This window comes from Tenacibaculum finnmarkense genomovar ulcerans (assembly GCF_900239495.1).
GTDB classification, from domain to species: domain Bacteria; phylum Bacteroidota; class Bacteroidia; order Flavobacteriales; family Flavobacteriaceae; genus Polaribacter; species Polaribacter ulcerans.
The window spans coordinates 95,589-121,929 of sequence record NZ_OENE01000007.1 but is presented as its reverse complement, the minus strand read 5'-3'; the positions used below and the strand labels follow the sequence as shown (position 1 = coordinate 121,929).

General features: G+C 31.9%; 29 protein-coding genes. 8 read left to right on the top strand and 21 right to left on the bottom strand.

Annotated elements, in window-relative coordinates; genetic code table 11:
* Positions 1-5: 5 nt before the first annotated feature.
* From DPIF8902391_RS03010 to mgtE, 3 genes are all read left to right on the top strand, one after another.
* Positions 6-335, top strand: coding sequence for a DUF4286 family protein (locus DPIF8902391_RS03010; RefSeq protein ID WP_058886122.1), 330 nt, complete (start codon positions 6-8; stop codon positions 333-335).
* 81 nt (positions 336-416) lie between these two features.
* Complete coding sequence (rsmA, locus tag DPIF8902391_RS03005) at positions 417-1,226, top strand: 16S rRNA (adenine(1518)-N(6)/adenine(1519)-N(6))-dimethyltransferase RsmA (RefSeq protein WP_172505003.1); 810 nt, start codon at positions 417-419, stop codon at positions 1,224-1,226.
* Between the two features lie 68 nt (positions 1,227-1,294).
* Positions 1,295-2,644 (top strand): magnesium transporter, encoded by a 1,350-nt coding sequence (gene mgtE, locus DPIF8902391_RS03000; RefSeq protein WP_172505002.1) that lies wholly within the window; start codon positions 1,295-1,297, stop codon positions 2,642-2,644.
* A 9-nt stretch (positions 2,645-2,653) separates the two neighbouring features.
* Here the strand turns inward: mgtE and DPIF8902391_RS02995 are convergent, their stop codons facing one another.
* Together DPIF8902391_RS02995 and DPIF8902391_RS02990 are read right to left on the bottom strand one after the other, a co-directional pair.
* A complete protein-coding gene (locus tag DPIF8902391_RS02995; RefSeq protein WP_172505001.1) occupies positions 2,654-3,352 on the bottom strand; it encodes a LysE family translocator in 699 nt (232 codons plus the stop codon).
* Between the two features lie 21 nt (positions 3,353-3,373).
* On the bottom strand, positions 3,374-4,423 hold the full coding sequence (locus DPIF8902391_RS02990; protein ID WP_172505000.1) for a ferredoxin--NADP reductase: 1,050 nt from the start codon (positions 4,421-4,423) through the stop codon (positions 3,374-3,376).
* A gap of 152 nt (positions 4,424-4,575) precedes the next feature.
* On the opposite strand from DPIF8902391_RS02990, the gene DPIF8902391_RS02985 reads away from it, so the two are divergent.
* Genes DPIF8902391_RS02985 through DPIF8902391_RS02970 form a run of 4 tightly spaced genes read left to right on the top strand, consistent with a single transcriptional unit; the run spans position 4,576 to position 6,886 of the window.
* Positions 4,576-4,914, top strand: coding sequence for a PadR family transcriptional regulator (locus DPIF8902391_RS02985; protein ID WP_058886127.1), 339 nt, complete (start codon positions 4,576-4,578; stop codon positions 4,912-4,914).
* A 12-nt stretch (positions 4,915-4,926) separates the two neighbouring features.
* Positions 4,927-5,535 (top strand): hypothetical protein, encoded by a 609-nt coding sequence (locus DPIF8902391_RS02980; protein WP_172504999.1) that lies wholly within the window; start codon positions 4,927-4,929, stop codon positions 5,533-5,535.
* Positions 5,526-6,191: a hypothetical protein gene (locus DPIF8902391_RS02975; RefSeq protein WP_172504998.1), complete on the top strand. Its 666-nt coding sequence runs from the start codon at positions 5,526-5,528 to the stop codon at positions 6,189-6,191. The genes DPIF8902391_RS02980 and DPIF8902391_RS02975 overlap by 10 nt, the downstream gene beginning before the upstream one ends.
* Positions 6,192-6,193: 2 nt before the next feature.
* A complete protein-coding gene (locus DPIF8902391_RS02970; protein ID WP_172504997.1) occupies positions 6,194-6,886 on the top strand; it encodes a hypothetical protein in 693 nt (230 codons plus the stop codon).
* Here DPIF8902391_RS02970 and rsmI read toward each other — a convergent pair whose 3' ends face one another.
* Positions 6,887-7,558, bottom strand: a complete 672-nt coding sequence (rsmI, locus tag DPIF8902391_RS02965; protein WP_172504996.1) for a 16S rRNA (cytidine(1402)-2'-O)-methyltransferase — start codon at positions 7,556-7,558, stop codon at positions 6,887-6,889.
* Positions 7,559-7,597: 39 nt separating this feature from the next.
* Here rsmI and DPIF8902391_RS02960 point away from each other — a divergent pair, with 39 nt between their 5' ends.
* A complete protein-coding gene (locus DPIF8902391_RS02960) occupies positions 7,598-9,424 on the top strand; it encodes a 1-deoxy-D-xylulose-5-phosphate synthase (RefSeq protein WP_172504995.1) in 1,827 nt (608 codons plus the stop codon).
* Between the two features lie 90 nt (positions 9,425-9,514).
* Here DPIF8902391_RS02960 and atpG read toward each other — a convergent pair whose 3' ends face one another.
* From atpG to DPIF8902391_RS02870, 18 genes are all read right to left on the bottom strand, one after another.
* Positions 9,515-10,375: an ATP synthase F1 subunit gamma gene (atpG, locus tag DPIF8902391_RS02955; protein ID WP_172504994.1), complete on the bottom strand. Its 861-nt coding sequence runs from the start codon at positions 10,373-10,375 to the stop codon at positions 9,515-9,517.
* 69 nt (positions 10,376-10,444) lie between these two features.
* On the bottom strand, positions 10,445-12,025 hold the full coding sequence (gene atpA, locus DPIF8902391_RS02950) for a F0F1 ATP synthase subunit alpha (RefSeq protein WP_058886133.1): 1,581 nt from the start codon (positions 12,023-12,025) through the stop codon (positions 10,445-10,447).
* A 43-nt stretch (positions 12,026-12,068) separates the two neighbouring features.
* Positions 12,069-12,605: an ATP synthase F1 subunit delta gene (gene atpH, locus DPIF8902391_RS02945; protein ID WP_058886134.1), complete on the bottom strand. Its 537-nt coding sequence runs from the start codon at positions 12,603-12,605 to the stop codon at positions 12,069-12,071.
* A gap of 7 nt (positions 12,606-12,612) precedes the next feature.
* Positions 12,613-13,110, bottom strand: a complete 498-nt coding sequence (locus DPIF8902391_RS02940) for a F0F1 ATP synthase subunit B (protein WP_058886135.1) — start codon at positions 13,108-13,110, stop codon at positions 12,613-12,615.
* A gap of 89 nt (positions 13,111-13,199) precedes the next feature.
* Positions 13,200-13,391 carry an ATP synthase F0 subunit C gene (gene atpE, locus DPIF8902391_RS02935; RefSeq protein ID WP_058886136.1) on the bottom strand — a complete coding sequence of 64 codons (192 nt, stop codon included), beginning with the start codon at positions 13,389-13,391 and terminating at the stop codon, positions 13,200-13,202.
* Between the two features lie 42 nt (positions 13,392-13,433).
* Positions 13,434-14,627 (bottom strand): F0F1 ATP synthase subunit A, encoded by a 1,194-nt coding sequence (gene atpB, locus DPIF8902391_RS02930; protein ID WP_058886137.1) that lies wholly within the window; start codon positions 14,625-14,627, stop codon positions 13,434-13,436.
* Between the two features lie 139 nt (positions 14,628-14,766).
* Positions 14,767-15,147 carry a DUF6168 family protein gene (locus tag DPIF8902391_RS02925; protein ID WP_144430080.1) on the bottom strand — a complete coding sequence of 127 codons (381 nt, stop codon included), beginning with the start codon at positions 15,145-15,147 and terminating at the stop codon, positions 14,767-14,769.
* Positions 15,148-15,162: 15 nt separating this feature from the next.
* Positions 15,163-15,378, bottom strand: coding sequence for an AtpZ/AtpI family protein (locus tag DPIF8902391_RS02920; protein ID WP_058886139.1), 216 nt, complete (start codon positions 15,376-15,378; stop codon positions 15,163-15,165).
* A complete protein-coding gene (locus tag DPIF8902391_RS02915) occupies positions 15,353-15,754 on the bottom strand; it encodes a bactofilin family protein (protein ID WP_058886140.1) in 402 nt (133 codons plus the stop codon). Before DPIF8902391_RS02915 ends, DPIF8902391_RS02920 begins: the two co-directional genes overlap by 26 nt.
* Positions 15,755-15,766: 12 nt before the next feature.
* A complete protein-coding gene (porW, locus tag DPIF8902391_RS02910) occupies positions 15,767-18,007 on the bottom strand; it encodes a type IX secretion system periplasmic lipoprotein PorW/SprE (protein ID WP_172504993.1) in 2,241 nt (746 codons plus the stop codon).
* A gap of 401 nt (positions 18,008-18,408) precedes the next feature.
* Positions 18,409-19,401: a DUF4837 family protein gene (locus tag DPIF8902391_RS02905; RefSeq protein ID WP_172504992.1), complete on the bottom strand. Its 993-nt coding sequence runs from the start codon at positions 19,399-19,401 to the stop codon at positions 18,409-18,411.
* 71 nt (positions 19,402-19,472) lie between these two features.
* A complete protein-coding gene (locus DPIF8902391_RS02900; RefSeq protein ID WP_058886143.1) occupies positions 19,473-21,014 on the bottom strand; it encodes a lytic transglycosylase domain-containing protein in 1,542 nt (513 codons plus the stop codon).
* Between the two features lie 19 nt (positions 21,015-21,033).
* Complete coding sequence (locus tag DPIF8902391_RS02895) at positions 21,034-21,795, bottom strand: exodeoxyribonuclease III (RefSeq protein WP_172504991.1); 762 nt, start codon at positions 21,793-21,795, stop codon at positions 21,034-21,036.
* The gene (locus tag DPIF8902391_RS02890; RefSeq protein WP_058886145.1) at positions 21,795-22,022 is read right to left on the bottom strand and encodes a hypothetical protein; all 228 of its coding nucleotides are present in this window, start codon (positions 22,020-22,022) and stop codon (positions 21,795-21,797) included. The genes DPIF8902391_RS02895 and DPIF8902391_RS02890 overlap by 1 nt, the downstream gene beginning before the upstream one ends.
* Before the next feature lies 1 nt (position 22,023).
* Positions 22,024-22,680 (bottom strand): 3-oxoacid CoA-transferase subunit B, encoded by a 657-nt coding sequence (locus DPIF8902391_RS02885; protein WP_172504990.1) that lies wholly within the window; start codon positions 22,678-22,680, stop codon positions 22,024-22,026.
* Positions 22,681-22,684: 4 nt separating this feature from the next.
* Complete coding sequence (locus tag DPIF8902391_RS02880) at positions 22,685-23,386, bottom strand: CoA transferase subunit A (RefSeq protein ID WP_101914047.1); 702 nt, start codon at positions 23,384-23,386, stop codon at positions 22,685-22,687.
* A gap of 69 nt (positions 23,387-23,455) precedes the next feature.
* Entirely contained in the window at positions 23,456-25,741 is a 2,286-nt protein-coding gene (locus DPIF8902391_RS02875; protein ID WP_172504989.1) for a transglycosylase domain-containing protein, read from the bottom strand.
* Complete coding sequence (locus DPIF8902391_RS02870) at positions 25,741-26,229, bottom strand: gliding motility lipoprotein GldH (RefSeq protein ID WP_058886149.1); 489 nt, start codon at positions 26,227-26,229, stop codon at positions 25,741-25,743. The genes DPIF8902391_RS02875 and DPIF8902391_RS02870 overlap by 1 nt, the downstream gene beginning before the upstream one ends.
* Between the last annotated feature and the right edge of the window lie 112 nt (positions 26,230-26,341).

Here is a 26,341-nt window from a genome sequence, read left to right as displayed (position 1 = left end):
TAAGTATGTATATCTATAATGTTACCATAAATATTGACCAAAGTGTACACCAAGAATGGTTAGTTTGGATTGAAAATCATATTCCTGAAGTTTTAAATACAGGACACTTTTTAAGCGCAAAATTAACCCAAGTTTTAGTAGAAGAAGAAATGGGAGGAACAACCTATTCTGTTCAATATACTGCAAAAACACGTGAAAATTTAGACGCTTATTACAACAATCATGCTGATGAACTTCGTGCGGCAAGTTTTAAGAAATTTGGCGATAAAATGTTAGCCTTTCGTACCGAATTACAAGTAATTAATGAATTTTTTCCTACGGTAGCTAGTAATTAAAAATACGGCAACCTCATTTATTAAATGCAAGCGCTCTTTTTGATGCTTGTTTCTAACCCTTTTTTATCTTAATTTAAGACCATGACAGTAAGAGCAAAAAAACACCTAGGACAACATTTTTTAACTGATGAAGATATCGCTAAAAAAATAGCTGATGCTTTAATTGGAAAAGGCTACGATAATATATTAGAAATTGGTCCTGGAATGGGCGTTTTAACAAAATACTTATTAGAAAGAGAAACCAAAACCACGGTAATGGAAATCGATTATGATTCGGTTGCCTATTTAAAAGATACTTTTCCGTTAGAACATATTAAGTTAGACACCACTGCAAAAAAATTTGAAATTATTGAAGGTGATTTTTTAAAGAAAAATTTAAAAGAATTTTTTAATGAAAAACAAGTAGCTATTATTGGTAATTTTCCATACAATATTTCTACACAAATTGTATTTAAAGCCATTGAATACAGAGAATTTGTACCTGAATTTGCAGGAATGTTTCAAAAAGAAGTAGCCAAAAGAATCGCTGAAAAAGAGGGAAGTAAAATATACGGAATTATGTCTGTATTAACACAGGCTTTTTACGATGTAGAATACTTATTTACCGTTCCTCCTACTGTTTTCAATCCGCCGCCAAAAGTAGATTCTGGTGTTATCAGATTAACTAGGAAAAAAGATTATAGCTTACCTGTTGATGAAAAATTATTCTTTAGAGTGGTAAAAACAGCGTTTAATCAACGACGAAAAATGCTGCGTTCTAGTTTAAAATCATTCAATATTTCTGATGATTTAAAACAAGATCCTATTTTTACCATGCGTCCTGAACAATTATCAGTAGTACGTTTTATCGAATTAACCGATAAAATAGCAAAAGACAATTTAGATAATTAAACATAAGATCATAAAAGAATTATGACTAGACATATTTAACGCTCGATTATCAAGTAAAATAGCAAAAGATGGCATTTGAAATAACCCAAGAACTGCTTAATAACGTATTGCAATACATCGAAAGTAAAAAAAACGATGCGCTTAATGAGCTTTTTAAAGAAATGCACCATGCTGATATTGCCGAAATATTAGACGAATTACCCTTTGAAGAAGCCGTATATATTATCCGTTTATTAGACAGCGAAACAACCTCAGAAGTACTGATGGATGTTGATGATGATGTTCGTGAAAAAATATTACAACAACTAACCGCAAAAGAAATTGCGGAAGAAATTGATGAACTAGATACCGATGATGCTGCCGATGTAATTTCCGAACTTTCCGATAAAAGGAAAAAAGCGGTAATGCAAGAAATTGAAGACCAAGAACATGCCAAAGAAATTGTAGAGTTATTACGCTATGATGAAAATTCTGCAGGTGGTTTAATGGCTAAAGAACTGGTAAAAGTTAATGAAAATTGGACCATTTCTCGCTGTGAAAAAGAAATGCGTATTCAAGCGGAAGAAGTTACTCGTGTACATTCAATTTATGTAATTGACGATGCTGGAAAATTAAAAGGACGCTTGTCTTTAAAAGATTTACTAATGACCGCCACAAAGGCTACCATTGCTGAGGTTTATATACCAAAGGTAGATTTTGTAAGCGTTACAGATAAAGCCGAAGATGTAGCCAATATTATGCGAAAATATGATTTAGAAGCCATCCCGGTGGTTGATGAATTAGGTGTTTTAGTAGGGCGAATTACCATTGATGACATTGTTGATGTAATTAAAGAAGAGGCCGATAAAGATTATCAATTAGCCGCAGGTATTACCCAAGATGTTGAAGCTGATGATACTATTTGGGAGCTAACTCGTGCGCGTTTGCCTTGGCTTTTCCTCGGATTATTAGGAGGTGTTGGTGCCGCAAGTATTATGGGATTTTTTGAAGATGCCATGGTTGACAACGCCATTTTATTTATGTTTACACCCTTAATCGCAGCAATGGCAGGAAATGTTGGCGTACAATCATCGGCAATTATAGTGCAAGGTTTAGCCAATGATGATGTAAAAGGAAGTATTAGCAACAGGCTATTAAAAGAAGTTTCTTTAGCCATGGTAAATGGCTTGGCTTTGGCTATTTTATTGTTCTTTTTTATCTTTATTAAAGAACAAGATATAAAAGTAGCAACGGCGATTTCTATATCGCTTTTTGTAGTGATTATTGTCGCTGGTTTAATAGGAACTTTTATACCATTATTTTTAGATAAACGTGGTATTGATCCTGCAATTGCTACAGGACCATTTATTACCACAAGTAATGATATTTTTGGGATTTTAATTTACTTCGGAATTGCTAAAATGATTATCGGTTTTTAATTATTCTAACTAATTTTTAGTAGTTTTAGTGGTTTGTTCTGGCGTAACTTTATTAAATAAAGCATCAATTTCTTCTTTAGGAACGAAACTTTTTAACATAATCAATACACCAAAAACAATCAATAAAACACCCATTCCTTTTTTTATGCGATAAATAACTAAAGGCGTTAATTTATTTTTTAATTGCTTTGCTAATAATATTTTACCTAAATCGGTGGTAGCATAGCCAAAAAGTATGGTAGTAAAATACCAAAAGATAGCGGTCGGATCCATATTTAATGTGGGTCCAACAACTAAAATAACTCCTAGCCAAGTTGCTAAAACACCAACATTTATAGAGTTTAAGGCAAAACCTTTTGCTAAAAATTTTAAATAATTAGTACTTTCTATAATTTTTACATCCGTTATTTGGGCATCTTTTTTATTGTTTTTATCAAAATAAGTAATAAAACCATACACGATTAAAATAAGACCGCCAACCATAAATAAACGAGGGTCGTCTTTAATTTTTTCTAGCAAACTTCTGCTTCCGTAATAGGCAATTAGCATAAAAGCGATATCACCTAAAATAACACCGATATTAAATGCAATTGCTGCTCTTGCTCCTTTTAAAATACTTGTTTTTATAAGCATAAAAAATACAGGCCCTATCATAAACGACATGATAAAACCTATAAATAAAGCGTTTTTAAAATTGTAAAAATCCATTTTTATACGCTGTGTTTAGCTCTAAATATCATCAAAATCAAGTACTAATTTTGGTGTACAAGGATGTGCTACACAGGTTAAAACAAAACCTTCTTCTAATTCATCATCTGATAAAATAGAATTCTTAGACATTACAGCTTTTCCTTGAGTAACTTTTGCGATACAACTGCTACAAACACCACCCTGACATGAATATGGCGCATCTAATTTGTTACGCAAAGAAGCAGCTAAAAGTGTGTCGGTTTTTTCCATTGAAAAAGTCGTTTCTTCATCGTCTAACAACACCGTAATTTCCGATTTTCCATCAGAAGAATCCGCTGGTATTTCAGTAGCCGATGCGCTTGCTGTAAACAACTCAAAATGGATATTTTCTTTATCAAAATTAGCCTCTTGCAGGGTTTCTGACACCAAATTAATCATTTCTTCGGGTCCACAGATATAGGTAGCATCAAAAGAAATATCTTTATGAATATTTTTTACAAAGTAATTAACATGACCTTTATCTATTCGTCCAAATTTGCTGTTGCTTACTGCTTCTTTACTAAAAATATAATGCAGGTTAAACTGCTTCGGATATGCCTCAGATAACCCATTTAATTCATCATAAAAAATAGTGCTTTCGGTTTTTTTATTTCCAAAAACCAAAGTAAAAGTTGATGAAACTTCTTTTTCTAACACCGCTTTTATCATTGATAAAACAGGGGTAATTCCGCTTCCTGCGGCAAAGGCTAGGTAATTTTTAGCAGCTTTAGGCTCTAAAACAAACTTTCCTTCAGGCTCAGAAACTTCTAAAATCGTATTTTCTTTTAGCTCAGTCGTTGCATAGGTTGAAAAAAGACCTTTTTCCACTGCTTTTACCGCTACTTTAATTTGATTGCTTTTTGGCGAAGCACAAATAGAATATGCTCTTCTTATTTCTTGCCCGTTTATGCTTGCTTTTATAGTAACATATTGCCCTGCGATAAAAGTATATGCTTCTTTTAATTCGGCAGGAACGGTGAATAATATAGAAACAGCATCGGCAGTTTCTTTGATTATTTTTTCAATATTTAATTTATGAAATGTAGACATTTATCGAGTTTAGATATACAAAAATAAGCAATACTAAGTAAATGATTTGTGAGAGTTTGTATAAAATAATACCTAAGAAACTTATACATAAGAAAATTATGTATATTTGTATCACTTTAAAACAGTTTGAAGTTTATTTATTGTTTACAAAAATGGGAAATCAGAAATTATATAAAGGCTCTTTACAAACCATCATTTTAAAGCTTTTGGCTCAAAATGAAAAAATGTATGGCTATGAAATTACACAAAAAGTAAAGGAGCTTACCAAGGGCGAATTAAAAATTACCGAAGGCGCTTTATACCCTGCTTTACACAAATTAGAAGCCGAAGGATTGTTAGATGTAGAAGTGGCAAAAGTTGGTAATCGCTTGCGTAAATACTACAAATTAACCCAAAGCGGTAGTAAAGAAACCGTTAACAAACTAGCTGAAATGCAAGATTTTTTAAAGACGATGCAACAATTAGTAAACCCTAAATTTAGTTTAGAATAAAATCATATTACTATGGAATTAACTCAAGAACAAATACAGTGTGTAGAAAATTTTCTTAGCTACAAAAAACTAGATTATATCGATGTTCGGTTCGAAGTTTTAGATCATATTATTTCTGATATAGAATCTCTTTTGGAACAAGGAATTCCTTTTGAAGATGCTTTTAAGCAAAGTACAGGAAAATGGCATAACGATTTAAAATTTACCAGTAGTTTTCTAATAGGTATTTTATACAATAGACCAAAAATTGTAATTAACAAAGCAGTGAATTTAGGAAAATATTGGCTTATCTTTTCTTTTATAGCAGTTTTTTTACAAGCTTTTTTGATTGGTGGAAAATCAACTATTTTTTCTTTTTTATCGGATAATTCATTCTTTTTTTTAACAATTGGTGTTGGTTTAGCAATTATTAACGGATATTTTTATTTTAAGATGAGAAAATTAAAAACCACCTTTTTATTTCTCTTTGAAAAATTTATAATCCCAAGTTTACTGCTACTTTTTATCGCCTTTCTTTTACCTGAAATATCCTCTTTTTATGTTTTTTTAATATTCTGTAATAGCTTTTTAGGCTATAAGCTTTATAAAGAACATCAAAAAATTATGATAAAATGCAATTAACTCAAGAACAAAATCGAAGAATTAACGATTTTCTAGAAGGAATTGGCGTTGAATATATTGATATTCGCTTTGAAATGGTTGATCATATTGCTTCTGAAATTGAAAATAACATTGAAAATACTGATGCTTTTTTTGAAAATAACCGTCTTCAAACTCCTTTTATTAAATATATGTTGAGTAGAAAAACAGCTCTTTTTCTTGAATATAATTCGATAATAAAGCGCAAATTTTTGGCTGATTATTTGAGTATCGCTAAAAATTCTATATTTCAATTATCTAAACCTATTCATTGTTTAACTGTTGGTTTGTTTTTAGTAATTGCTTTGTATTTGATAAACTATAAACCCGAAATATCGGAGTATTTTTTGTTTACATGCCTTTTCATTGAAATGGCGTATTTCGCTTACAACACTATTTCTTTTATGAAAAAACATCAGTTAATTAAAATAGTAAATGCTTATAATTCAATCACTATTTTTTTAACTTTAAGCATTGTACACACAGCTAGTATTATAAATTTTAACCAAAGACCTGTTTTCAGTTTTTATTTTTCCTATATACACTTAATTGTAATTATCGTTATTTATATAATACATCAAAGTTTTATTTCTAAACAAAAAACGATACAAACCAAGTATAAATATCTAGTAGAATAATCATGCAATTAACCAATCAAAATATAGCCCAACTTTACAAATTTACACAGCAACATTTTGTGGAGTTTTACGATGTACAAACCGAATTAGTCGATCATTTAGCAAACGATATTGAACAAATTTACATCGAAAAACCTACAGTAACTTTTGAAGAAGCACGTGACATTTCATTCAAAAAATTTGGCATATTTGGTTTTATGGATATTTTAGAAGAAAAACAAAAACAGGTTGCTAAAAAATACCGTATAATTTTATGGAATTTATTAAAACAATGGTTTACACTCCCTAAAATAATCATAACATTTTCTATCTTTTTAGGCTTTTATAATATGTATAAAACACCTGTTTTTGGTGCGTACAGCTATATTAGTTTTTATGTTGTTTTCTTTGTGTTTTTACTGATAAAATGCCGACTGTTATTTAGTCAACAGAAACAAAAAATAGCCAAAACCAACAAAAAATGGTTGCTCGAAAATTTTATTTACAAATTAGCCGCTAGTAACTTTATCGTTTTATTTTCAAATATCTCTAATATCATTTCTATGGGTGAAAAACTCGATAATAGCTATTGGGTAATAGGTTTATCAATATTTTCAACACTTTTAGTTTTATCAGGATATATTACGTTAATTTTAATCCCAAATACATCCGAAGAAATAATGAAAAACCACTACCCCGAATACCAACTTGTTTAATTATTTTTTACCATCAACAACAATCACAATTTCGCCTTTGGCGGGTTTTAAAGTATAATATGATAACACTTCTGCTACTGTTCCTCGCTTGGTTTCTTCAAATAATTTTGTCAATTCTCTAGACACTGATATTTGCCTGTCTTGTCCAAAATATTCGCCAAAATGGGCTAATGTTTTTAATAATTTATGAGGGCTTTCGTAAAAAATCATGGTTCTATTTTCTTCGGATAAAAAAGTTAAACGGGTTTGTCTTCCTTTTTTAACAGGTAAAAATCCTTCGAAAACAAATTTATCATTTGGCAAACCAGAATTTACTAAAGCAGGCACAAAAGCAGTTGCACCAGGCAAACATTCTACCTCAATATTTTGCTGTACACAAGCTCTTGTTAATAAAAACCCAGGATCAGAAATAGCTGGAGTTCCAGCATCAGAAATTAAGGCACAGGTTTCACCATTTTTTAAGCGATTTAAAACACCATCGACCGATTTATGCTCGTTGTGCATATGATGGCTATACATTTGTGTTCCAATTTCAAAATGTTTTAACAATTTTCCACTAGTACGCGTGTCTTCCGCCAAAATAAAATCGACTTCTTTTAATATTCTAAGCGCTCTTAGCGTAATATCTTCTAAATTTCCAATAGGGGTTGGTACCAAATACAATTTACTCATACGGCAAAGCTACAACAAAGTTTTTAGTACATTTGCGCTATGCCAAAAAAGCTGTTAAAAAATATTAATTTTCCTTCGGATATAAGGAAATTATCTGCTAATAAACTGCCATTATTAGCCACAGAATTACGTGAATTTATTATTGATGTTGTCGCCACAAAAGAAGGACATTTAGGCGCAAGTTTAGGTGTTGTTGAACTTACCATTGCCTTGCATTATGTATTCGATACACCAACCGACCAATTAGTTTGGGATGTTGGGCATCAAGCCTACGGGCATAAAATTTTAACAGGCAGAAAAGACGTTTTTCATAGTAACCGACAATTAGGCGGTATTTCAGGTTTCCCAAAACGAAGCGAAAGTGCTTACGATACTTTTGGCGTTGGACACTCTTCTACTTCTATTTCAGCGGCTTTAGGAATGGCAATTGCCTCTAAAATACAAGGAAGTAATAAACATCATATTGCTATTATTGGCGATGCTTCTATTGCTAGCGGAATGGCTTTTGAAGCCTTGAATCATGCAGGCGATACCGATGCTAATTTATTAGTGATTTTAAATGATAATGCTATTGGAATTGATCCTTCAGTTGGTGCTTTAAAAGGATATTTAACACGGATAAAATCGACAAGGTCGGATATTGAGCAACATAATATTTTTGAAGCCTTAAATTTTGAATATTCAGGTCCTATTGATGGGCATAATTTTGAAGAACTTTTATCAGAATTAAACCGTTTAAAAGATGTTAAAGGACCTAAATTTTTACATATAATTACCACCAAAGGAAAAGGTTTGCGACAGGCAGAACAAGACCAAGTAAAATATCATGCTCCAGGAAAATTTGATAAAATTTCAGGCGATGTATTCCCTAAAGAAAAAAGTAAATTCACTAAATTTCAAGATGTTTTTGGAAAAACATTAATTGAATTGGCGCATCAAAATAAAAAAATTGTAGGTATTACACCTGCAATGCTTTCAGGAAGTTCTTTAAATGGAATGTTAGCCGAATTTCCTGAGCGTACTTTTGATGTTGGTATTGCCGAACAGCATGCCGTTACTTTATCCGCAGGAATGGCAACTCAAAATATTATGCCGTTTTGCGCTATTTATTCTACCTTTTTACAGCGTTCTTTCGACCAGATAATTCATGATGTTGCCTTGCAAAATTTACCTGTTATTTTCTGTATCGACAGAGCAGGTTTGGTTGGGCAAGACGGTGCAACGCATCACGGAGTTTTCGATTTGGCATATTTACGCTTAATTCCAAATATGATCATTTTTGCACCTCGTAACGAAATTGAACTTCGAAATATTATGTTTACGGCGCAATTAGGTTTAAAAAATCCTATTGCAATTCGATATCCAAGAGGTACAGGTCAATTAGAAAAATGGCAACTTCCTTTTGAAGAAATTCAAATAGGAAAAGCTGTTTGCCTTAAAAAATTAAATAATCACCTTGAAAAATCATCTAAAAAATCATTTGAAAAATTAAAAAATAAAGTCGCAATATTATCGGTAGGAACAATTGCCGATACTGTTTTTGAAGCCATAAATAAACTAGAAAATAGCAATAGTGTAGCGCATTATGATATGCGTTTTGTAAAACCTTTGGATAAAAAATTATTAGCTGCTATTTTTACTGATTTTGATAGCATTATCACCCTAGAAGACGGAACTGTAAATGGTGGATTTGGTTCTGCCATTTTAGAATATGCATCTGAAGAAAACTACCAAGGGAGTATTGATATTTTAGGTATTCCTGATAATTTTATCGACCACGGAACGGTAGAAGAATTACAAGTTTTATTAAATATTGATGCAAAAAGTATTCAAGAAAAAATTGAAGAATTATTAGAACCTGTTTAAACTTCATTAAAAAAAAGCGAACCCAAATGGATTCGCTTTTTTTATATACATTAATTTTTCATCAATTAAATTGATAAAAACTATAATTTTTTAGTTATTTAATGCTTCTGCACCACCAACAATTTCTAAAATTTCGTTAGTAATAGCTGCCTGACGAGCTTTGTTATACGTTAATAATAACTCATCACGTAATTCAGTTGCATTATCAGTTGCCTTGTGCATTGCAGTCATACGAGCTCCGTGTTCTGATGCAAATGAATCACGAATTGCTTTGTATAATTGTGTTTTCAATGACTTAGGAATCAATTCTAAAACAATCTCTTCTTTAGAAGGTTCAAAAACATAATCTAATGTTACAGTTTCATCACTTTCTATTGGCTCAATTGGTAAAAATTGCTCTAATTGAGGAATTTGAGTTGCTGCATTTTTAAATTGATTGTAAACAAGCTGTATCTTTTGATAAGAACCAGCTACATATAAATCCATTATTTTCTGTGCAACTTGTGCAACATTGTCATAGGTTAAATCATCAAAAATATCATTTCTGTTTTCAATAACCGTATGCTGTTTTGCTAAAATATCGTCTCCTTTTTTACCTATCGTTAATAAATCAACAGCTACATCACTGTAATTTTCATCAATAGCTTTTATTGTTCTTTTAACAATAGAAGAGTTAAAACCACCACACAAACCTCTGTTTGAAGTAATTACAACTAGTAATACATTTTTCACTTCTTTTTGTGTTGAATATACTCCACCAGCATCACTATCTAAAGTAGCACTTAAGCTTTGTAATAATTCAGTAAGCTTAGACGAATATGGGCGCATTGCCGTAATTGCATCTTGTGCTTTCTTTAACTTTGCAGCCGATACCATTTTCATGGCAGAGGTAATCTGCATCGTTGATTTAATAGAAGTAATTCTGTTACGTATTTCTTTTAGATTCGCCATACGAATTGTGTTGAGTGTTAAAAATAAAGTATTGAGAATAAACTCAATACTTTATATTAATATCTTTTATTAAGCCTTAAATTTAGCTGAAATTTCTTTTGCAGCTGCTGTTAAAGTATCAGTTACTTCATCAGTTAATTTACCTGCTTTTAAAGTATTTAAAGTATCTCTATGCTTAGCATTTAAATACTGAATATAATCTTTTTCAAATTCTTTTACTTTGTTAACCGGTACATCTTTTAACAAGTTTTTAGAACCTGCATAAATAATAGAAACCTGATCTTCAACAGTATAAGGATCGTTTTGTGCTTGCTTTAAAATTTCAACATTACGCTGTCCTTTTGAAATTACATTTAAAGTAGCTGCATCTAAATCAGAACCAAACTTAGCAAAAGCTTCTAATTCACGGAATTGTGCTTGGTCTAATTTTAAAGTACCCGATACTTTTTTCATAGATTTAATCTGAGCGTTACCTCCAACACGAGATACTGAAATACCTACGTTAATTGCTGGACGAACACCAGAGTTAAATAAATCTCCATCTAAGAAAATTTGCCCATCGGTAATCGAAATTACGTTTGTAGGAATATATGCTGATACATCTCCTGCTTGTGTTTCAATAATTGGCAACGCAGTTAAAGAACCTCCACCTTTTACAACTCCTCTTAAAGAATCTGGTAAATCGTTCATTTCACTAGCAATTTTATCATCGTTGATAACCTTTGCAGCACGTTCTAATAAACGAGAGTGTAAGTAAAATACATCTCCAGGATATGCCTCACGTCCCGGTGGTCTTCTTAATAATAAAGAAATTTCACGGTATGCAACTGCTTGTTTAGATAAATCATCATAAACAATTAAAGCTGGTCTTCCGGTATCTCTAAAAAATTCTCCAATTGCAGCTCCAGCAAATGGTGCATATACTTGCATTGCTGCAGGATCAGATGCATTTGCTGCTACAATTGTAGTATAAGCCATTGCGCCTTTGTCTTCTAACATGTTAGCAATTGCTGCTACAGTAGATGCTTTTTGACCAATAGCAACATATATACAATATACTGGTTTCCCAGCATCGTAAAATTCTTTTTGATTTAAAATAGTATCAATTGCTACGGTAGATTTACCAGTTTGACGGTCACCAATAATTAACTCACGCTGACCACGTCCTACAGGAATCATTGCATCAATAGATTTGATACCAGTCTGCATTGGTTCAGTTACAGGCTCACGATAAATAACCCCAGGAGCTCTACGCTCTAAAGGCATTTGGTAAGTTGTACCTTCAATTGGTCCTTTACCATCAATTGGCTGACCTAAAGTATTTACAACACGTCCTACAATACCTTCTCCAGCTCTTAAAGAAGCAATACGTTCTGTACGTTTTACAACAGAACCTTCTCTTACTGATGTAGAAGCACCTAATAATACAACACCTGCATTATCTTCTTCTAAGTTTAATACGATACCTTCTAATCCGTTATCGAATTCTACTAATTCACCATATTGTACATTAGACAAACCATAAACACGAGCAATACCATCACCTACTTGTAATACGGTACCTACTTCATTTAATGAAGCTTTAGACTCGAAGTTTGTTAATTGTTCCTTTAAAATTGCTGAAACTTCAGCTGGTTTAATTCCTGCCATCTTATTGCTTTGGATGTATAATTAAATTTGTGGAATATACTGACTAATTGTCAAATTCTCTTCTTAACTCTTTGAATTGATTAGAAATACTTGCATCATACTGCACATCTCCAACACGTAAAATAAATCCTCCTAAAATATTCGGATTTACTATATTTTCTATACTTGCGCTATTTCCTGTTAAAGAAACAATTTTCGCTTGTATTTTATCTTCTAACTCTTTTGTTAAAACTACTGCGGTAGTAACTTTAGCAACCTGTATCCCTTTATAGGCATCGTAAAGAATAGCGTATTGCTTTGCAATAGCTTCTAACATTATCATACGTTTATTCTCTTCTAATAAATTGAATAAACCTTTTATGATAGCATCTACTTTATCACCAAAAAGTGCAACTAAAACCTTTTGTTTATCAGTGGCTTTAACTACAGGGCTTTTAAGCATTCTGTTTAAATCGCTACTTTCTGCAATAGTACTTGCGATGAATTTCATATTATCGTTTACTAAAGAATCTTTATTAGTTTCTTTAGCTAAATTTAATATTGCTTTTGCGTAACGTAATGCTGGTCTAGCTCCTTTCATCGATTGATTAGTTTAAAGTAATCTCTTCTAACATTCCTTCTACTAGCTTTAAATGATCTGCTGGTGAAGTTAACTCTTTTCTGACTAACTGCTGAGCGATATCTAAAGATAAATCAGTTACTGTTTTCTTTAATTCAGAAATAGCAGCTTGTTGCTCTTGTTTTATTGTTGCTTTCGCATTTTCAATCATGCTAGAAGTTTGCGCTTGTGCTTCTTCTTTTGCTTCTGCTACAATATTGTCTTTAATATCACGAGCTTCTTGCATCATTGCATCTCTTTCTGCACGTGCTTCTTTTAATAATCTATCGTTATCAGCTTGTAAATTTTGCATTTCTTTACGAGCATTTTCAGCCTGATCTAATGCATTTTGAATACCCTCTTCTCTGTCATTTAAGGCAGTTAAAATAGGCTTCCAAGCAAATTTTACCATTAAAAAAATTAAGATTAATAAGATAAAAGCCTGCATGACAAATAATCCTATTGAAAAATCATTAAAAATTCCCATACTAATTTATTTTGTATTTTTTTATTGTTTAATAAAACACTTCTGCAACCAATCGTTGCAGAAAGTGTTTCTTTTTAATTTCTGGAAGATTATCCTAAAAGTAAAGCACCGAATGCTAAACCTTCTAATAATGCTCCAATAATAATCATTGCTGTTTGGATTTTTCCAGCAGCTTCAGGTTGACGTGCGATAGCTTCCATTGCGCTACTACCGATTTTCCCTAATCCTAATCCTGCTCCGATTACGATTAAACCTGCTCCTATTAAAGTAAGACCTGTCATAATAATTGATTTATATTAAATTAAACAAAAAATTTCATTTTATTAATGGTGCTCATGTTCTTCTACTGCCATACCAATAAACAATGAAGATAACATTGTAAAGATATAAGCTTGTAAGAAAGCTACCAACACTTCAATTAACGTTAAAAACAACGTTAAAAATACAGATACACCTGTAGCACCTGCTGTTCCAAACTTCGCTTTTAATACAATCATTAAAGCGGCAATACCCATTACTACTGAGTGACCTGCTGTAATATTAGCAAATAAACGTACAAATAATGAAAAAGGCTTGGTTAAAATACCTAAAAACTCAATAGGTGCTAAAATAAATTTCATGGCTACAGGAACTCCTGGCATCCAAAAAATATGTTTCCAATAGTCTTTATTCGCTGAAAACTGTACGATAAAAAAGGTAAAAAGAGCCAAACAAACTGTTACAGCTAATTGTCCTGTAATATTAAATCCTAAAGGAGTTAACCCTAATAAATTTGAAACCCAGATAAAAAAGAAAACAGTTAATAAGAATCCCATAAATTTACGGTAATGCTTTTCACCAATATTTGGTCTTGCTATTTCATCTCTAACATATAATACTAAAGGCTCTAAAACTCTTGCAAAACCAGTTGGTATTGCGCCTTTTTTGTATCCTTTAGCTAATCCTCTAAAGCCAAAAATCATTAACAAACCTACTAAAAGCATTCCTACAACACTTTTTGTTATAGAAAAATCCAATACTTTATGAGCATTTGTAGCATGGTGAGCCTCATCAAAAGAAACAGCTGTTTCTCCTTCATTTAACTCATATATTTTACTGTGTATTTTAGTTAACTTTACTCCATCTGCTGGCACAACTACATGACCATCATCATTATGATGAAAAGCTGACGACATAAAAGCTCTTAAACCTTTACTTGTCCAAACAATTGTAGGTAAAGGAACTCCTACGTGTTTTCTTTCATTTTGATCATTGGTGTACGAAAATAAATTAAAATCGTGCGAATCTGCTAAGTGATGCTTTTTATAAGCTTCAATTTCAGCCTTTGTGTTTACACGGCCACCATCTTGTTCTATAATGTGCTCATTTTCCTGCAATACAGTGTGTTCACTTTTAGGTGAAGTTGTATGCTCACCTTCTTGTAAAGTAGTAGTTCCACCTTCAGCGAATACTGAAAATGATGTAAAAACTAATGCAAGTATTGTTAAAAACTTGATAGATTTTTTTGCTATCATCATATCTTAAATTTGAATATAGGTTTAAGGTCTGTAAATTTCCGTGCAAAGGTACATATTGTAATCAAAACTACAAACCGTTTTCTGTCTTAGTTTTAATACAAATTTAACATGCTGTTAAAAGTGGGCATAAAAAAGCGAACTACTTACTGTTTAACAACTTAAAAACACCCATTGCTTCAGTTATCAAAAATAAAAATAAAGGAATCACTAAAGAAACCTTTTCTGGTTGACTGAGCTGTACACCTGTAAATACATCCTTTTGAAATATTAGCACAAAAAAACCGATCTTTAAAAGCATCGATGCTAAATAGCCATACCCTGCTTCGTTTGGCAGTTGACTTGCAAGAAGTTCAAACAATGCATATATAATACTTGTAGCCACTACATGAAATAGGTACACCGAAAACAAGGAGTATGATATGACATCGCCACGCATATTTAAAATAGCATTATGAGAACCATAACCCACCGCAAATAATAACATTATAAGGGCGATAAAATACAAAATACGTTTAATCATTTTTTACTTAAATATTTATTTAGATAATTTTGAAACTTGAGATATTACCGAAAACATCGCTCCAAAAACAGCGACCAAAGTACACACCTTAGTATATAATTCATTTTCATTAGCATACCTTAGGTCTAACCATTCGCCAAGTTTATTTCCTAAATAAATAGTCAAACCCATTTGAAAAGCAATACCGGTAAAGCGAAGGTACTTACTAAGCGGTTTTTTCTTTTTTTCCATTGCTATTTAATTCTTTTACCGATCCTTTCATTGCACAAGTTGCATTAAATGACGCACCTGGCTCTACTGAAAGCTTACCGATAATAACATCACCGTTAATATTTGCTGCTGTTTTTACCGTTAAGGTGTTTGAAACGACTAATTCACCTGAAAATTTCCCTTCAATATCGGCATTTGCACACTCTATTTTTCCTTTAATAAAACCTGCTTCGCCAATAATAACCCTTCCGTTGGTTTTAATTGTTCCTTCTAAAGTTCCATCAATTCTAAAGTCTCCTTCCGAAATAATATCACCCTTTATTTGTGTATTTTTACCAATAACATTTCTTTCTGAAACTTTAACTTCGCTTGTTTTTTTACTTTCTTTACTAAACATCTTTTAGGGGATTTATTTTTTTAATTTATCTAATATTTCTATTGCTTTAACACCTTCGGGCTTATCAGCATACCGAATTGCTATAAACTCTAACGCTTTAATATATGCCTCTTTATTTTTTTGTTTACCAATAGCCAATGCTTTTAAAAACAAAAACTTAGGTATCAATATTGATTCTTTAACTGTTAAAGATACCGTTTCTATTTCTTTTATAACTTGTTCAAATTTATTTTCTTTATACAAGTAGTATATTTCTTTATACCTGTTTAAAAGTACATCTTCTTTTTTGTTTGCTACTACTTTTTTTGTTGGATTTCTTATAATTTCAGCAAATGTTGTTGGCGCATATTTTGTTAAAATTATATTTTTATAATATCCTGCTTTAGCTACATTATTTTCTAGCCTATATAGTTGATATAAATGATAACTTATTGGTAATTCTAAGCTAGAATCTTGTTTTTTAAGCTGTTCTTTTTGCGCACGGGCTAAATTTTTAATAGCTAGATTGTTATTTTTAAACTGCTCTTTATAAATTAAACCTAACTGATACAACGCATCATTACGACTCTCTATTAAGCTTGTAATTATTTTTTTATCCGAAGGAATTTCGTTTAAATAGGTTGATAATTCGTAACGCAAATTAACTTTCGACTCCGTTAAAACAGCTTCATCTTCTTGAATATTACTAGTAGATTTATCCGACAATCGCCAATTATCTTCTAAAGGACGTGTTCCCCAAACTTTCTGAAAATTTGCTTTTCCAAAAGCCAATACCTGCGTATTATAAAAATACCACTTCCCTTTATTGCTAGGGGTATTAATTCCGCTACTTGTTCCAAAAGAACTTCCAAAATTCTGAGCATTTAATAAGAGTTGCTTTTTATCTTGATCTTCTTTTTTAATTTTTTCGATATACTTCTCAAAAAAAGAAGTACGTTCGGCAATTGGCATTGCTACTAATTTTAAAATACTATCATTTGTAGTAACAAGATTTTCATATTCTCGTAGCCTTGTTAACCCTTTATTTTTTCTTCGGATTCTTCTAATGCGTTTTTCATTTATAAACTCTTTAGAGGTTACCGTTAAAACGCTGTCATAATAAGCACCCGCTAACACATATTTTTGTTTATCAAAAGCGATAGCCCCTAAACGCTCGTAAGCATATGTTTTTTGATAGTCGTTATTATGTTTCGCTTTTATCGATTTTTTAAAATAATCAATAGCATTATCGGTTTTATTTCGCCCTAACTCTAAAACACCCGCCTGATAATAAAGCGCATTCAAAAACTTTCGATTATCTGAATTTCTGATTAATTTTTTCAATTTTGATAAAACAACAATCGATGCTGAATCGTTTGGCGTATTTTTAGCCATTTCAATACTTGCACGAATACGATATTTATGCGGAGCCTTTCTAGTTTCTGATAATTTTTTAAACACAGCACGTGCAGAATCTTTATAATTTAATTCACTATAAATTTGCCCTAAAACGAACATATTACGCCCCGCTTGTTCTTTATTTTTAAATATTTTTGAAGCCGCCGTTAAATGTTCAATTACCTTTTGAATGGTATCTGTTTTTTGATATGCCATTGCCATTGCGGTGTGTGCTTGCTCTTTTATTACATCAGGAAGTTCGGCTTCATTTTCTTCTAATTCTAATAAAAATTTTAGCGATTCTATGGCTAATTTTTCATTATCTAAACGAATATTTGTTTTAGCCCGCCACACTTTTGTCTCATTAATTAAACTCGCATTTGGATAATTCGCAATAATATAATTAAACGCTTCAATTGCGGGCACAAAACGCTGTGTATAATACCGTGATTTTCCTAATAATAAATACGCATCATCAATCTGCCTATTTTTTTCATAACCATTAATATTCATCGAATGCTTTTGAATGGCTTTTACCGCTTTCTCTTCCGCTTTATCAAACATTGTTAAAACTTCTTCTTCCTGATCAACATCACTCATATCAAACCCTGAACCAGGTTGTAAAACAGGCAATATAATTTGATCCGCTTCAAAAGTAATCGGCTCTATTTGTAAAGGTTTCCAAAAATTATCTTTATGCTTGGCACTAACCTCTTCTAGCCCTTTTAAATAAGCCTGTTCACCATTAAAAAGCACATTATACTTTGTGGTAAGCGCATGAAAATTTCGATTTAAAAAAGCATCTTTTTTCACACTACAAGAATATACTGTAGCTAAAAGAAGGTTAAAAACTAAAATTTTGGATAGTTTATTCATATCATTATGCTTTTACTCTACAACAAAAATATAAGTAATTTTATTGCACGTAAAAGCGTAAAAATAGCAATAAAAAGATAATTTTCAGCCTCCTTATTAAATTTAAACATCATCAAGTTCTAAAACACGGTTTGTAATTAAACCGTTATTTTGTGTCAAATAGTGCTATTTTAAAAATAATTAGAAGCAATTTCCCGCTTTCCGCACTCGCTCTTTTTTGAAAAAAATCAAAAAAGGAGCTCAAACAAAGCGTCAATCGGGGCTAGGCATTTGTACTAAAAAGTAAAAATACTACTTCAAATAAAAAAAGCATCAACTTTAAAAATTGATGCAATACTGAAATAAATAGACCTCACAGGTTTTAAAAACCTGTGAGGTCTAAGTTTAACTAAATAATTTAACTATTTTATTTTCATTGATTTTGCAATTGCTTCTAATTCAAACAGAAAATCACGTTTATTTACAGACGGCGCATAGGTAAAGCCTTCAAAAACAACCAAGCGATTATTTTTCTTATCAATAATGGTGTAATTAATAAACGGCCCTGCCATAAAATCATTTTTAACCTCCCATTTCCCACGAGTTTCGTACGCTTTTTTACCATCGATTATAGCATCAAAAGTAAAAGGCGTGTAAGCTTGTTCGGTAATCATATACATACCTTTTTTACTTCCAGGAATATGTTTTTTACCAATCGTATCACGTACTGCGGTTATATTATCGGCAACTTTATTTTCATCACCTAAAGGAATTGTATAAATTAATACATTGTTCGTTCCATCGCCACGAGCAACACCACTTCTTAAGTGCTGACGAAACCAAATAAAATCACCCGAATCCTCTACCAATCTAAAACGTTTAGGAATATCAATGGTAAATCCGATATTTTTAACGGTTTTAAACCCCGTTTCATCAATACGTTCTTTTTTAAATATTTTTTGCGTGAATTTTATATCTTCATCTTTAAATAATTTGATAATTTCCTTACCTCTTTTATCTAACATATTTAAAACACCCGCTTTATCTTTAGCCGTAGCATGTATGATAATTTGAGGTTTTGCATACCTGTTTTTTTCAACAGTAATACTTTCTTTTTCGCCTTGTTTAATCATTAAAACTGCTTTTGAATGTCGCATAAAGCTACCAAAACCACTAGGGTCTATTTGACTAACCGACAACAAGGTTTCTGGCTGTGGCAAGCCCACTTGATGCTCACCAAAAATAGTACGTATTTTATTTCCAATTTTTCCTTCCCAATCTAACGCCTTTACAACCACCATTATTTTATTGGTGTTACCGTTAGATGTTGGCAAAGTATAGCCCTCTTTTCCTGTAGCAGTATTACATGATGTGGCAAAAATCACTAAAAAAAGTAAGCCTATTATTTTTTTCATAATTCGTTGTTTTTATAACTTTTTAAGAGCTGGTGTTTGGTGTGTTTTTTTAAAAAAATCAAAAGAATAAATTAACTTTTAAAAATTTTGAGTTTCATTCCTGGTTTCAAACTTTTAACACTCCAAATATTGTTCCATTTTTTAATTTGATCAATAGAAACTGACGGATATTTTTTTGAAATAGTCCATAACGAATCACCACTTTCTACCACATACACTTTATGTGGTCCTTTTGGAAGTTTATTTTTATTTCGAATTACTTTTTTATGAGCCGTTAATTTCTTTGGATAAATTTTTAAACGCTGCCCTATTTTTAATCGATGAGAACGCATACCATTCCAACGCTTAATTTGACTTACTTTTACACCAAATTTAGTCGCTATTTTCCCTAAATAATCGCCGTTACGCACTTTGTAACGCGTTTGTTTATCTTCTTCAAAATATTTCGGCAACGGCTTTTCTCTTTTACCATCTTCTGTATTTGCCAACACATAAATATCTTGTTCTTTCTCTAAAAAATCAATTACATGTTTTTTAGGCAATCGAACTGCGTAATTTTTATTTTCGGCATACGGAATCACCGCTAATTTATATGACGGATTTAAAAATGATAATAATTCGGTATCAATATTTGTTTTTGCAGCAATTTGATCAAAAGTAACCGTTCTTTTTACTTGAATCGTATCGGTTTCAAAATGAAAAATAGTTGGTGGCTCAGGATAAATATTATGTGCTTCGGCATATTCAAAAATATACATCGTTGCATAAAAAGCAGGAACATAACTTGCCGTTTCACGAGGCAAATACGGGCGAATATTCCAATAATTTCTATATCCTCCTGATCGCTTTATTGCTTTTGAAACATTTCCAGGACCTGAATTATAGGCTGCCAAAGCTAAATCCCAATCGCCAAAAATTTTATGTAAATGACTTAAATATTTACACGCCGCAATAGTTGCTTTTACAGGGTTTTGACGCTCATCAACATACGAATTTACTTTTAAATCAAACTGAATTCCTGTGCCATACATAAATTGCCAAAGCCCTGTTGCGCCAACTCTTGAGCGAGCCGCAGGACGTAATGCCGATTCTACGATGGCTAAATATTTCATTTCTAACGGAACATCAAACTGATCTAAATACTGTTCAAACATCGGAAAATAATACTGTGCCTTTGCCATTAAAGCAGGATAATATTTTGTTCGATATTTTAAATAACTATTAATTACTTTTTCTAAAGATGGACTATAAGCTAAATGAAATGGTGTTTTTAAATTCAAATCATGCAAGCGCTTTTTTAGTAAATCGGTAGAAAGCATTGCTGTTGTATTGCCAATAATATCTTTGTCATTAATTACATATTGAATTGTATCAAATGATGACGCATTGAATTTTTTTTCAATCAGTAAACTATCTACTTTTTTCAAATCTGTATCTGAAAAACAGGCATAAATCTTTTTTCTTTTAATAGTATCTTTTACAATAGAATCTGTTGCCACAAAGCTTGAATCAATAGCTATCGCCAACTGTTCTTTTGGGGTAAAAACACTATCAACAGGTTGTTGTGCAAAAATTGATACCGTAAAAAAAAGTAGTATTAATACGTTTTTCATGTTACTTCTTTTTTAAAATTTATAAATTTAATTCAACAACAATCGGGCAATGGTCAGAATGTTTTGCTTCTGGTAAAATGTAGGCTCTTGCTATTTTATCTTTCAAAGGTTCAGCAACCATCGCATAATCTAAACGCCAACCCTTGTTGTTTGCTCTTGAATTTGCTCGATAACTCCACCAAGAATATGCTTGTTTATCTTCATTTAAATAACGGAAACTATCTGTAAAACCTGTTTTGATAAACTCGGTAAACCAAGTTCTTTCTTCAGGTAAAAACCCTGAAACTCCTTTCATCTTCGGATTGTGAATATCAATTGCTTCATGACAAATATTATAATCACCACAAATCACTAAATTCGGAATTTCTTGCTTTAAATTATTGATGTATTCTTGAAATTCATCCATATAATTCAATTTAAAATTCAAGCGTTCAGAATTTGTTCCTGACGGAAGATATAAACTCATTACAGACACGGCATCAAAATCTACACGAAGGTTTCTTCCTTCAAAATCCATGCTTTCAATTCCTGTTCCGTATTCAATATGATTTGGTTTCTCTTTACAAAAAATTGCTACGGATGAATAGCCTTTTTTTTGTGCCGAAAACCAATAATGATACGGATATCCTGCATTTTCAAAATCCGTAACATCAAGTTGTTCTTTGTGAGCTTTGGTTTCTTGAATACAAATTACATCAGGATTAGCAGATTTTAACCACTCTATAAATCCTTTTTTTAAAGCGGCTCTAATTCCGTTTACGTTGTATGATATTATTTTCATTAATCTAAAAATATAGGGTTTTTAAGAAAAATCCATGTTAATTGTTTTCTGTCTCCCGTTGCTGTTTTAATTATTTTTTTTCTTGGTGATAAAATATAGGCTAAAGCAATTGCGATACCTATTCTTATCCAAGATTCTTGAATAAGAAATATTTTATCTAGCATAAAAATAAAAAACACGATTAATAATGGATAAATAACTAAATAAAACTTTTTAAAATACTTCATCTTAAATAGCCATTTCAGGGATTTCTCCATTTACGATTAAAGTTCCTTGGGTTGCTGCTTGAATTTCTTCCACAGAAACACCAGGCGCTCTTTCTAATAAGTAAAATGCGTTATTTTTCACCTCTAAAACAGCTAAATTCGTTACTACTTTTGTAACACAACCAACACCAGTTAAGGGCAAAGAGCATTTTTTTAATATTTTAGATTCGCCACGTTTATTAGTGTGCATCATAGCGACAATAATATTTTCTGCCGATGCTACTAAGTCCATCGCTCCGCCCATTCCTTTTACCATTTTCCCAGGAATTTTCCAATTGGCAATATCGCCATTTTGAGCAACTTCCATCGCACCTAAAACAGTTAATTGTACGTGTTTTCCTCGGATCATAGCAAAGCTCATTGCCGAATCAAAAATAGATCCGCCATCTAAAACTGTTACGGTTTGTTTCCCTGCGTTTATTAAATCGGCATCTTCGGTTCCTTCTATAGGAAAAGCGCCCATTCCTAGCAATCCGTTTTCTGATTGAAACTCAACATCAATGCCTTTGGGAATATAATTAGCCACTAACGTAGGAATTCCGATTCCTAAATTAACGTACCATTTATCTTGTAATTCTTTCGCTATTCGCTGTGCTATTTGTTGTTTTGATAAAGCCATTTTTTTACAGTTTAGGAGTTACAGTTCGTTGCTCAATTCTCTTTTCATATTTTTCTCCTTGAAAAATACGCTGTACAAAAATACCAGGAATATGTATTTGATTAGGGTCTAGTGTTCCTGCAGGAACTAATTCTTCTACCTCAGCCACCGTAATTGTTGCAGCACCACACATATTTGGGTTAAAATTACGAGCTGTTCCTTTAAAGATTAAATTTCCTGCCGTATCACCTTTCCATGCTTTTACAAAAGCAAAATCGGCTTTAAAAGCAGGTTCTAACACATACATTTTACCATCAAATTCACGAGTTTCTTTTCCTTTAGCTACTTCTGTTCCGTAACCTGCAGGTGTGTAAAAAGCAGGAAAACCTGCTTGTGCAGCTCTACATTTTTCTGCTAAAGTTCCTTGAGGCGTTAATTCAACTTCCAACTCACCTGAAAGCATTTGACGTTCAAATTCGTCATTTTCTCCTACATACGAAGAAATCATTTTTTTTATTTGCTTATTTTGAAGTAATAAACCCAAGCCAAAATTATCAACACCTGCATTATTAGAAATACATGTTACCTCTCTAACATTTAATTTTACTAACTCTGCAATTGCATTTTCTGGTATTCCACATAAACCAAAACCTCCCAACATAAAGGTCATCGAATCTTTTACCCCGATAAGGGCTTCTTCTACGCTATTTACTTTTTTGTGTATCATTTTAGTTTTTTATTATGTTAATAGAATTCTTGACGTTTATATAAATACTATATTTCTTGAAAAAATTTCTTAAAAATCAGTATCTCCTTCTTCATCTTGTTTATCATCACTCTTTTTTACCTCACTACAATTAATAGTAATGGTTAATTCTCCTGAAGGTTTTTCAAAATCTTTTTCACTGATATTTAATGATTTATCTGCATAACATTTTTGCATATATAATCCCCAAGTTGGTAATGACATGGTTGCTCCTTGTCCTAAACCGATTCCTTTAAAATGAGTTGCTCTATCTTCACCACCTGTCCAAACACCTGTTGCTAAATTTGGTACAACTCCCATAAACCAACCATCTGATTGATTTTGTGTAGTTCCTGTTTTTCCTGCTATCGGATTGGTAAACTTATATGGAAAACCTGTTGTAGCATCTTTTCTTTTTGTCCAACCAGAGCGCAATCGTGCACCTGAACCTGATTGTGTAACACCTTTTAATAAATCTAATACCACATAAGCTGATTCTTCACTTAAAACCTCCTTTGTTTTAGGTACAAATTCTTCTAAAATAGTTCCATTTTTATCTTCAATTCTGGTAATCATCATCGGGCTAACACGCAATCCTTTATTTGCAAAGGTTGAATATGCACTTACCATTTCTATTAATGATAAATCAACTGCACCCAAAGCAATTGCTGGGTTTGCATCAATTTTAGAAGTTATTCCTGCTGATTTTGCCAAACGTGCCACATTTATAGGTGATACTTTATCTATTAATCGAGCCGTTATTACATTTACAGAACGTGCTAAAGCTTGTTTTAAGGTTAATTCACCTCCGTATTTATTACTGGCATTTTCAGGTGTCCAATCTTTTGGCATTCCATATTTTTCCTTTGGAATAGTATATAAAATATTAGGTAATTTATCACAAGGCGACATTTTTAATTGATTAATCGCTGTTGCATACACAAAAGGTTTAAAAGTAGAACCTACTTGACGTTTTTGTTGCTCTACAGCATCGTATTTAAAATACTTATGACTAATACCACCAACCCACGCTTTAATATGCCCTGTTTGTGGTTCAATAGAAACCAAACCAGAACGTAAAAAGTGTTTATAATAACGAATAGAATCGTAGGGAGTCATTACCGTATCTCTGTCTCCTTTCCACGAAAACACGCGCATGTCTACATCTGTATTAAACGATTTTTCAATTTCTTTTTCACTTTTCCCTGCCGCTTTCATACGCCTGTAACGTGTTGAACTTCGTTTTCCTCGTTTTAAAATATTTAAAACTTGAGATTTTTCTAAATCGTAAAAAGGAGCATTTTTATTTTCCTTTTGTTCTTTAAAGAAAAATGATTGCAAATTAGCCATATGTTCGCTACTCGCTTCTTCTGCATATCTTTGCATACGAGAATCAATAGTTACATGTATTTTTAAACCATCTTTATAAATATTGTAAAACTCACCGTTATCTTTTGGATTTGCTTTTGCCCATTTTTTAAGACGTTGTTTTAAATTTTCTCTAAAATAAGTTGCCAATCCATCACTATGACTCTCTGGTGTAAAATTGATTTTTAAAGGTAATTTTTGTAGCGAATCTTTTTCTTTTTGGCTGATAACCTCATTTTTTGCCATTTGAGCAAAAACCACATTTCTACGTTGTAACGATTTCTTTTTAGAGCGCTCTCTATATGGATTATACTGCCTCGGATTTTTTAACATTGCCACTAAAATAGCCGCTTCTTGTATATCTAATTCTTTAGGCTCTTTACCAAAATAAATACGTGTAGCAGAACGAATACCTGTTGCATTAAAAAGAAAACCTTGTGTATTTAAATACATGGTAGCAATTTCTTCTTTGGTGTATTGACGCTCTAATTTTATTGCAACTACCCACTCTTTTAATTTTTGAGAAAGACGCTTAAAAATATTACTCGAACCTCCTTTATTAAAAAGGTTTTTAGCTAATTGCTGTGTAATAGTACTTGCACCTCCTTTTCTACCAAAATTTGAAATAGCTCTTGCAGTACCGTAAAAATCAATCCCTGAATGTTCGTAAAAACGTTCATCTTCAGTAGCGACTAAGGCTTTTATTAAAACCTCAGGCAAATCTTTATACTCAATTGGTGTTCTATTGGCTTTTACATAGTATTTTCCTAATGTTTTTCCATCCGAAGAAATAACTTCTGTTGCTAAATCACTTTTAGGGTTTTCTAACTCTTCAAAGGAAGGTAACGCTCCAAAAGTACCCCATGAAGCTAATAAAAATAATAGCCCTACAAAGAGGAATCCACCTAATAATATACCCCAAAACCATTTGATATATCCACTAAAACTAGTTGTATTTTGCTCTGTCATTATTGTGTTTTTTCAATTCTAAATCCTACTTGTGTAATTCCTTTAAGCTCTTTAATACCTTCTATTTTACCATTTTTCCTCATAGCTTGTGTAACTTTAAAAGTATGTGTTCCTGTAGTGGGAAACGTTATATTTTCTTTATAAAATAATTTATTTTCTTTAACTCCTGAAAAGCCTTTTCCTAAAAATTTCCCGCTAGTATCTGTCATGTCATACTCTAAAGTATCAACCAGCACCTGCCCGTCAGCAAAGCGTAATTGTGTTATTAAAAACAAATTACTGTACGCATAGTCTTCATTATTTCTAAGGTTTATAAACAAGTTTTTTTTGTGTATTGAATCTTTTACATCAAAAGTAAACACAACTGCATTGTTTTTATTCCACGAACCCTCAGATAACGTACTATAGGTATCATAAACACTTTTTGAATCACAAGATATGATTGCAAAAACAGCTAAAAAAAAGATAACTAGGCTATTGTTTTTCATTTTTTATATCGTTCTTTTTATTTTCAGTCGGCACTGTTGATTTTTTAGGCTTGCTTGCCTTAGGTGTTTCTTTTGCTATTGGTTTGTTAGCTTCCTTCTTTTTTTCAACAAT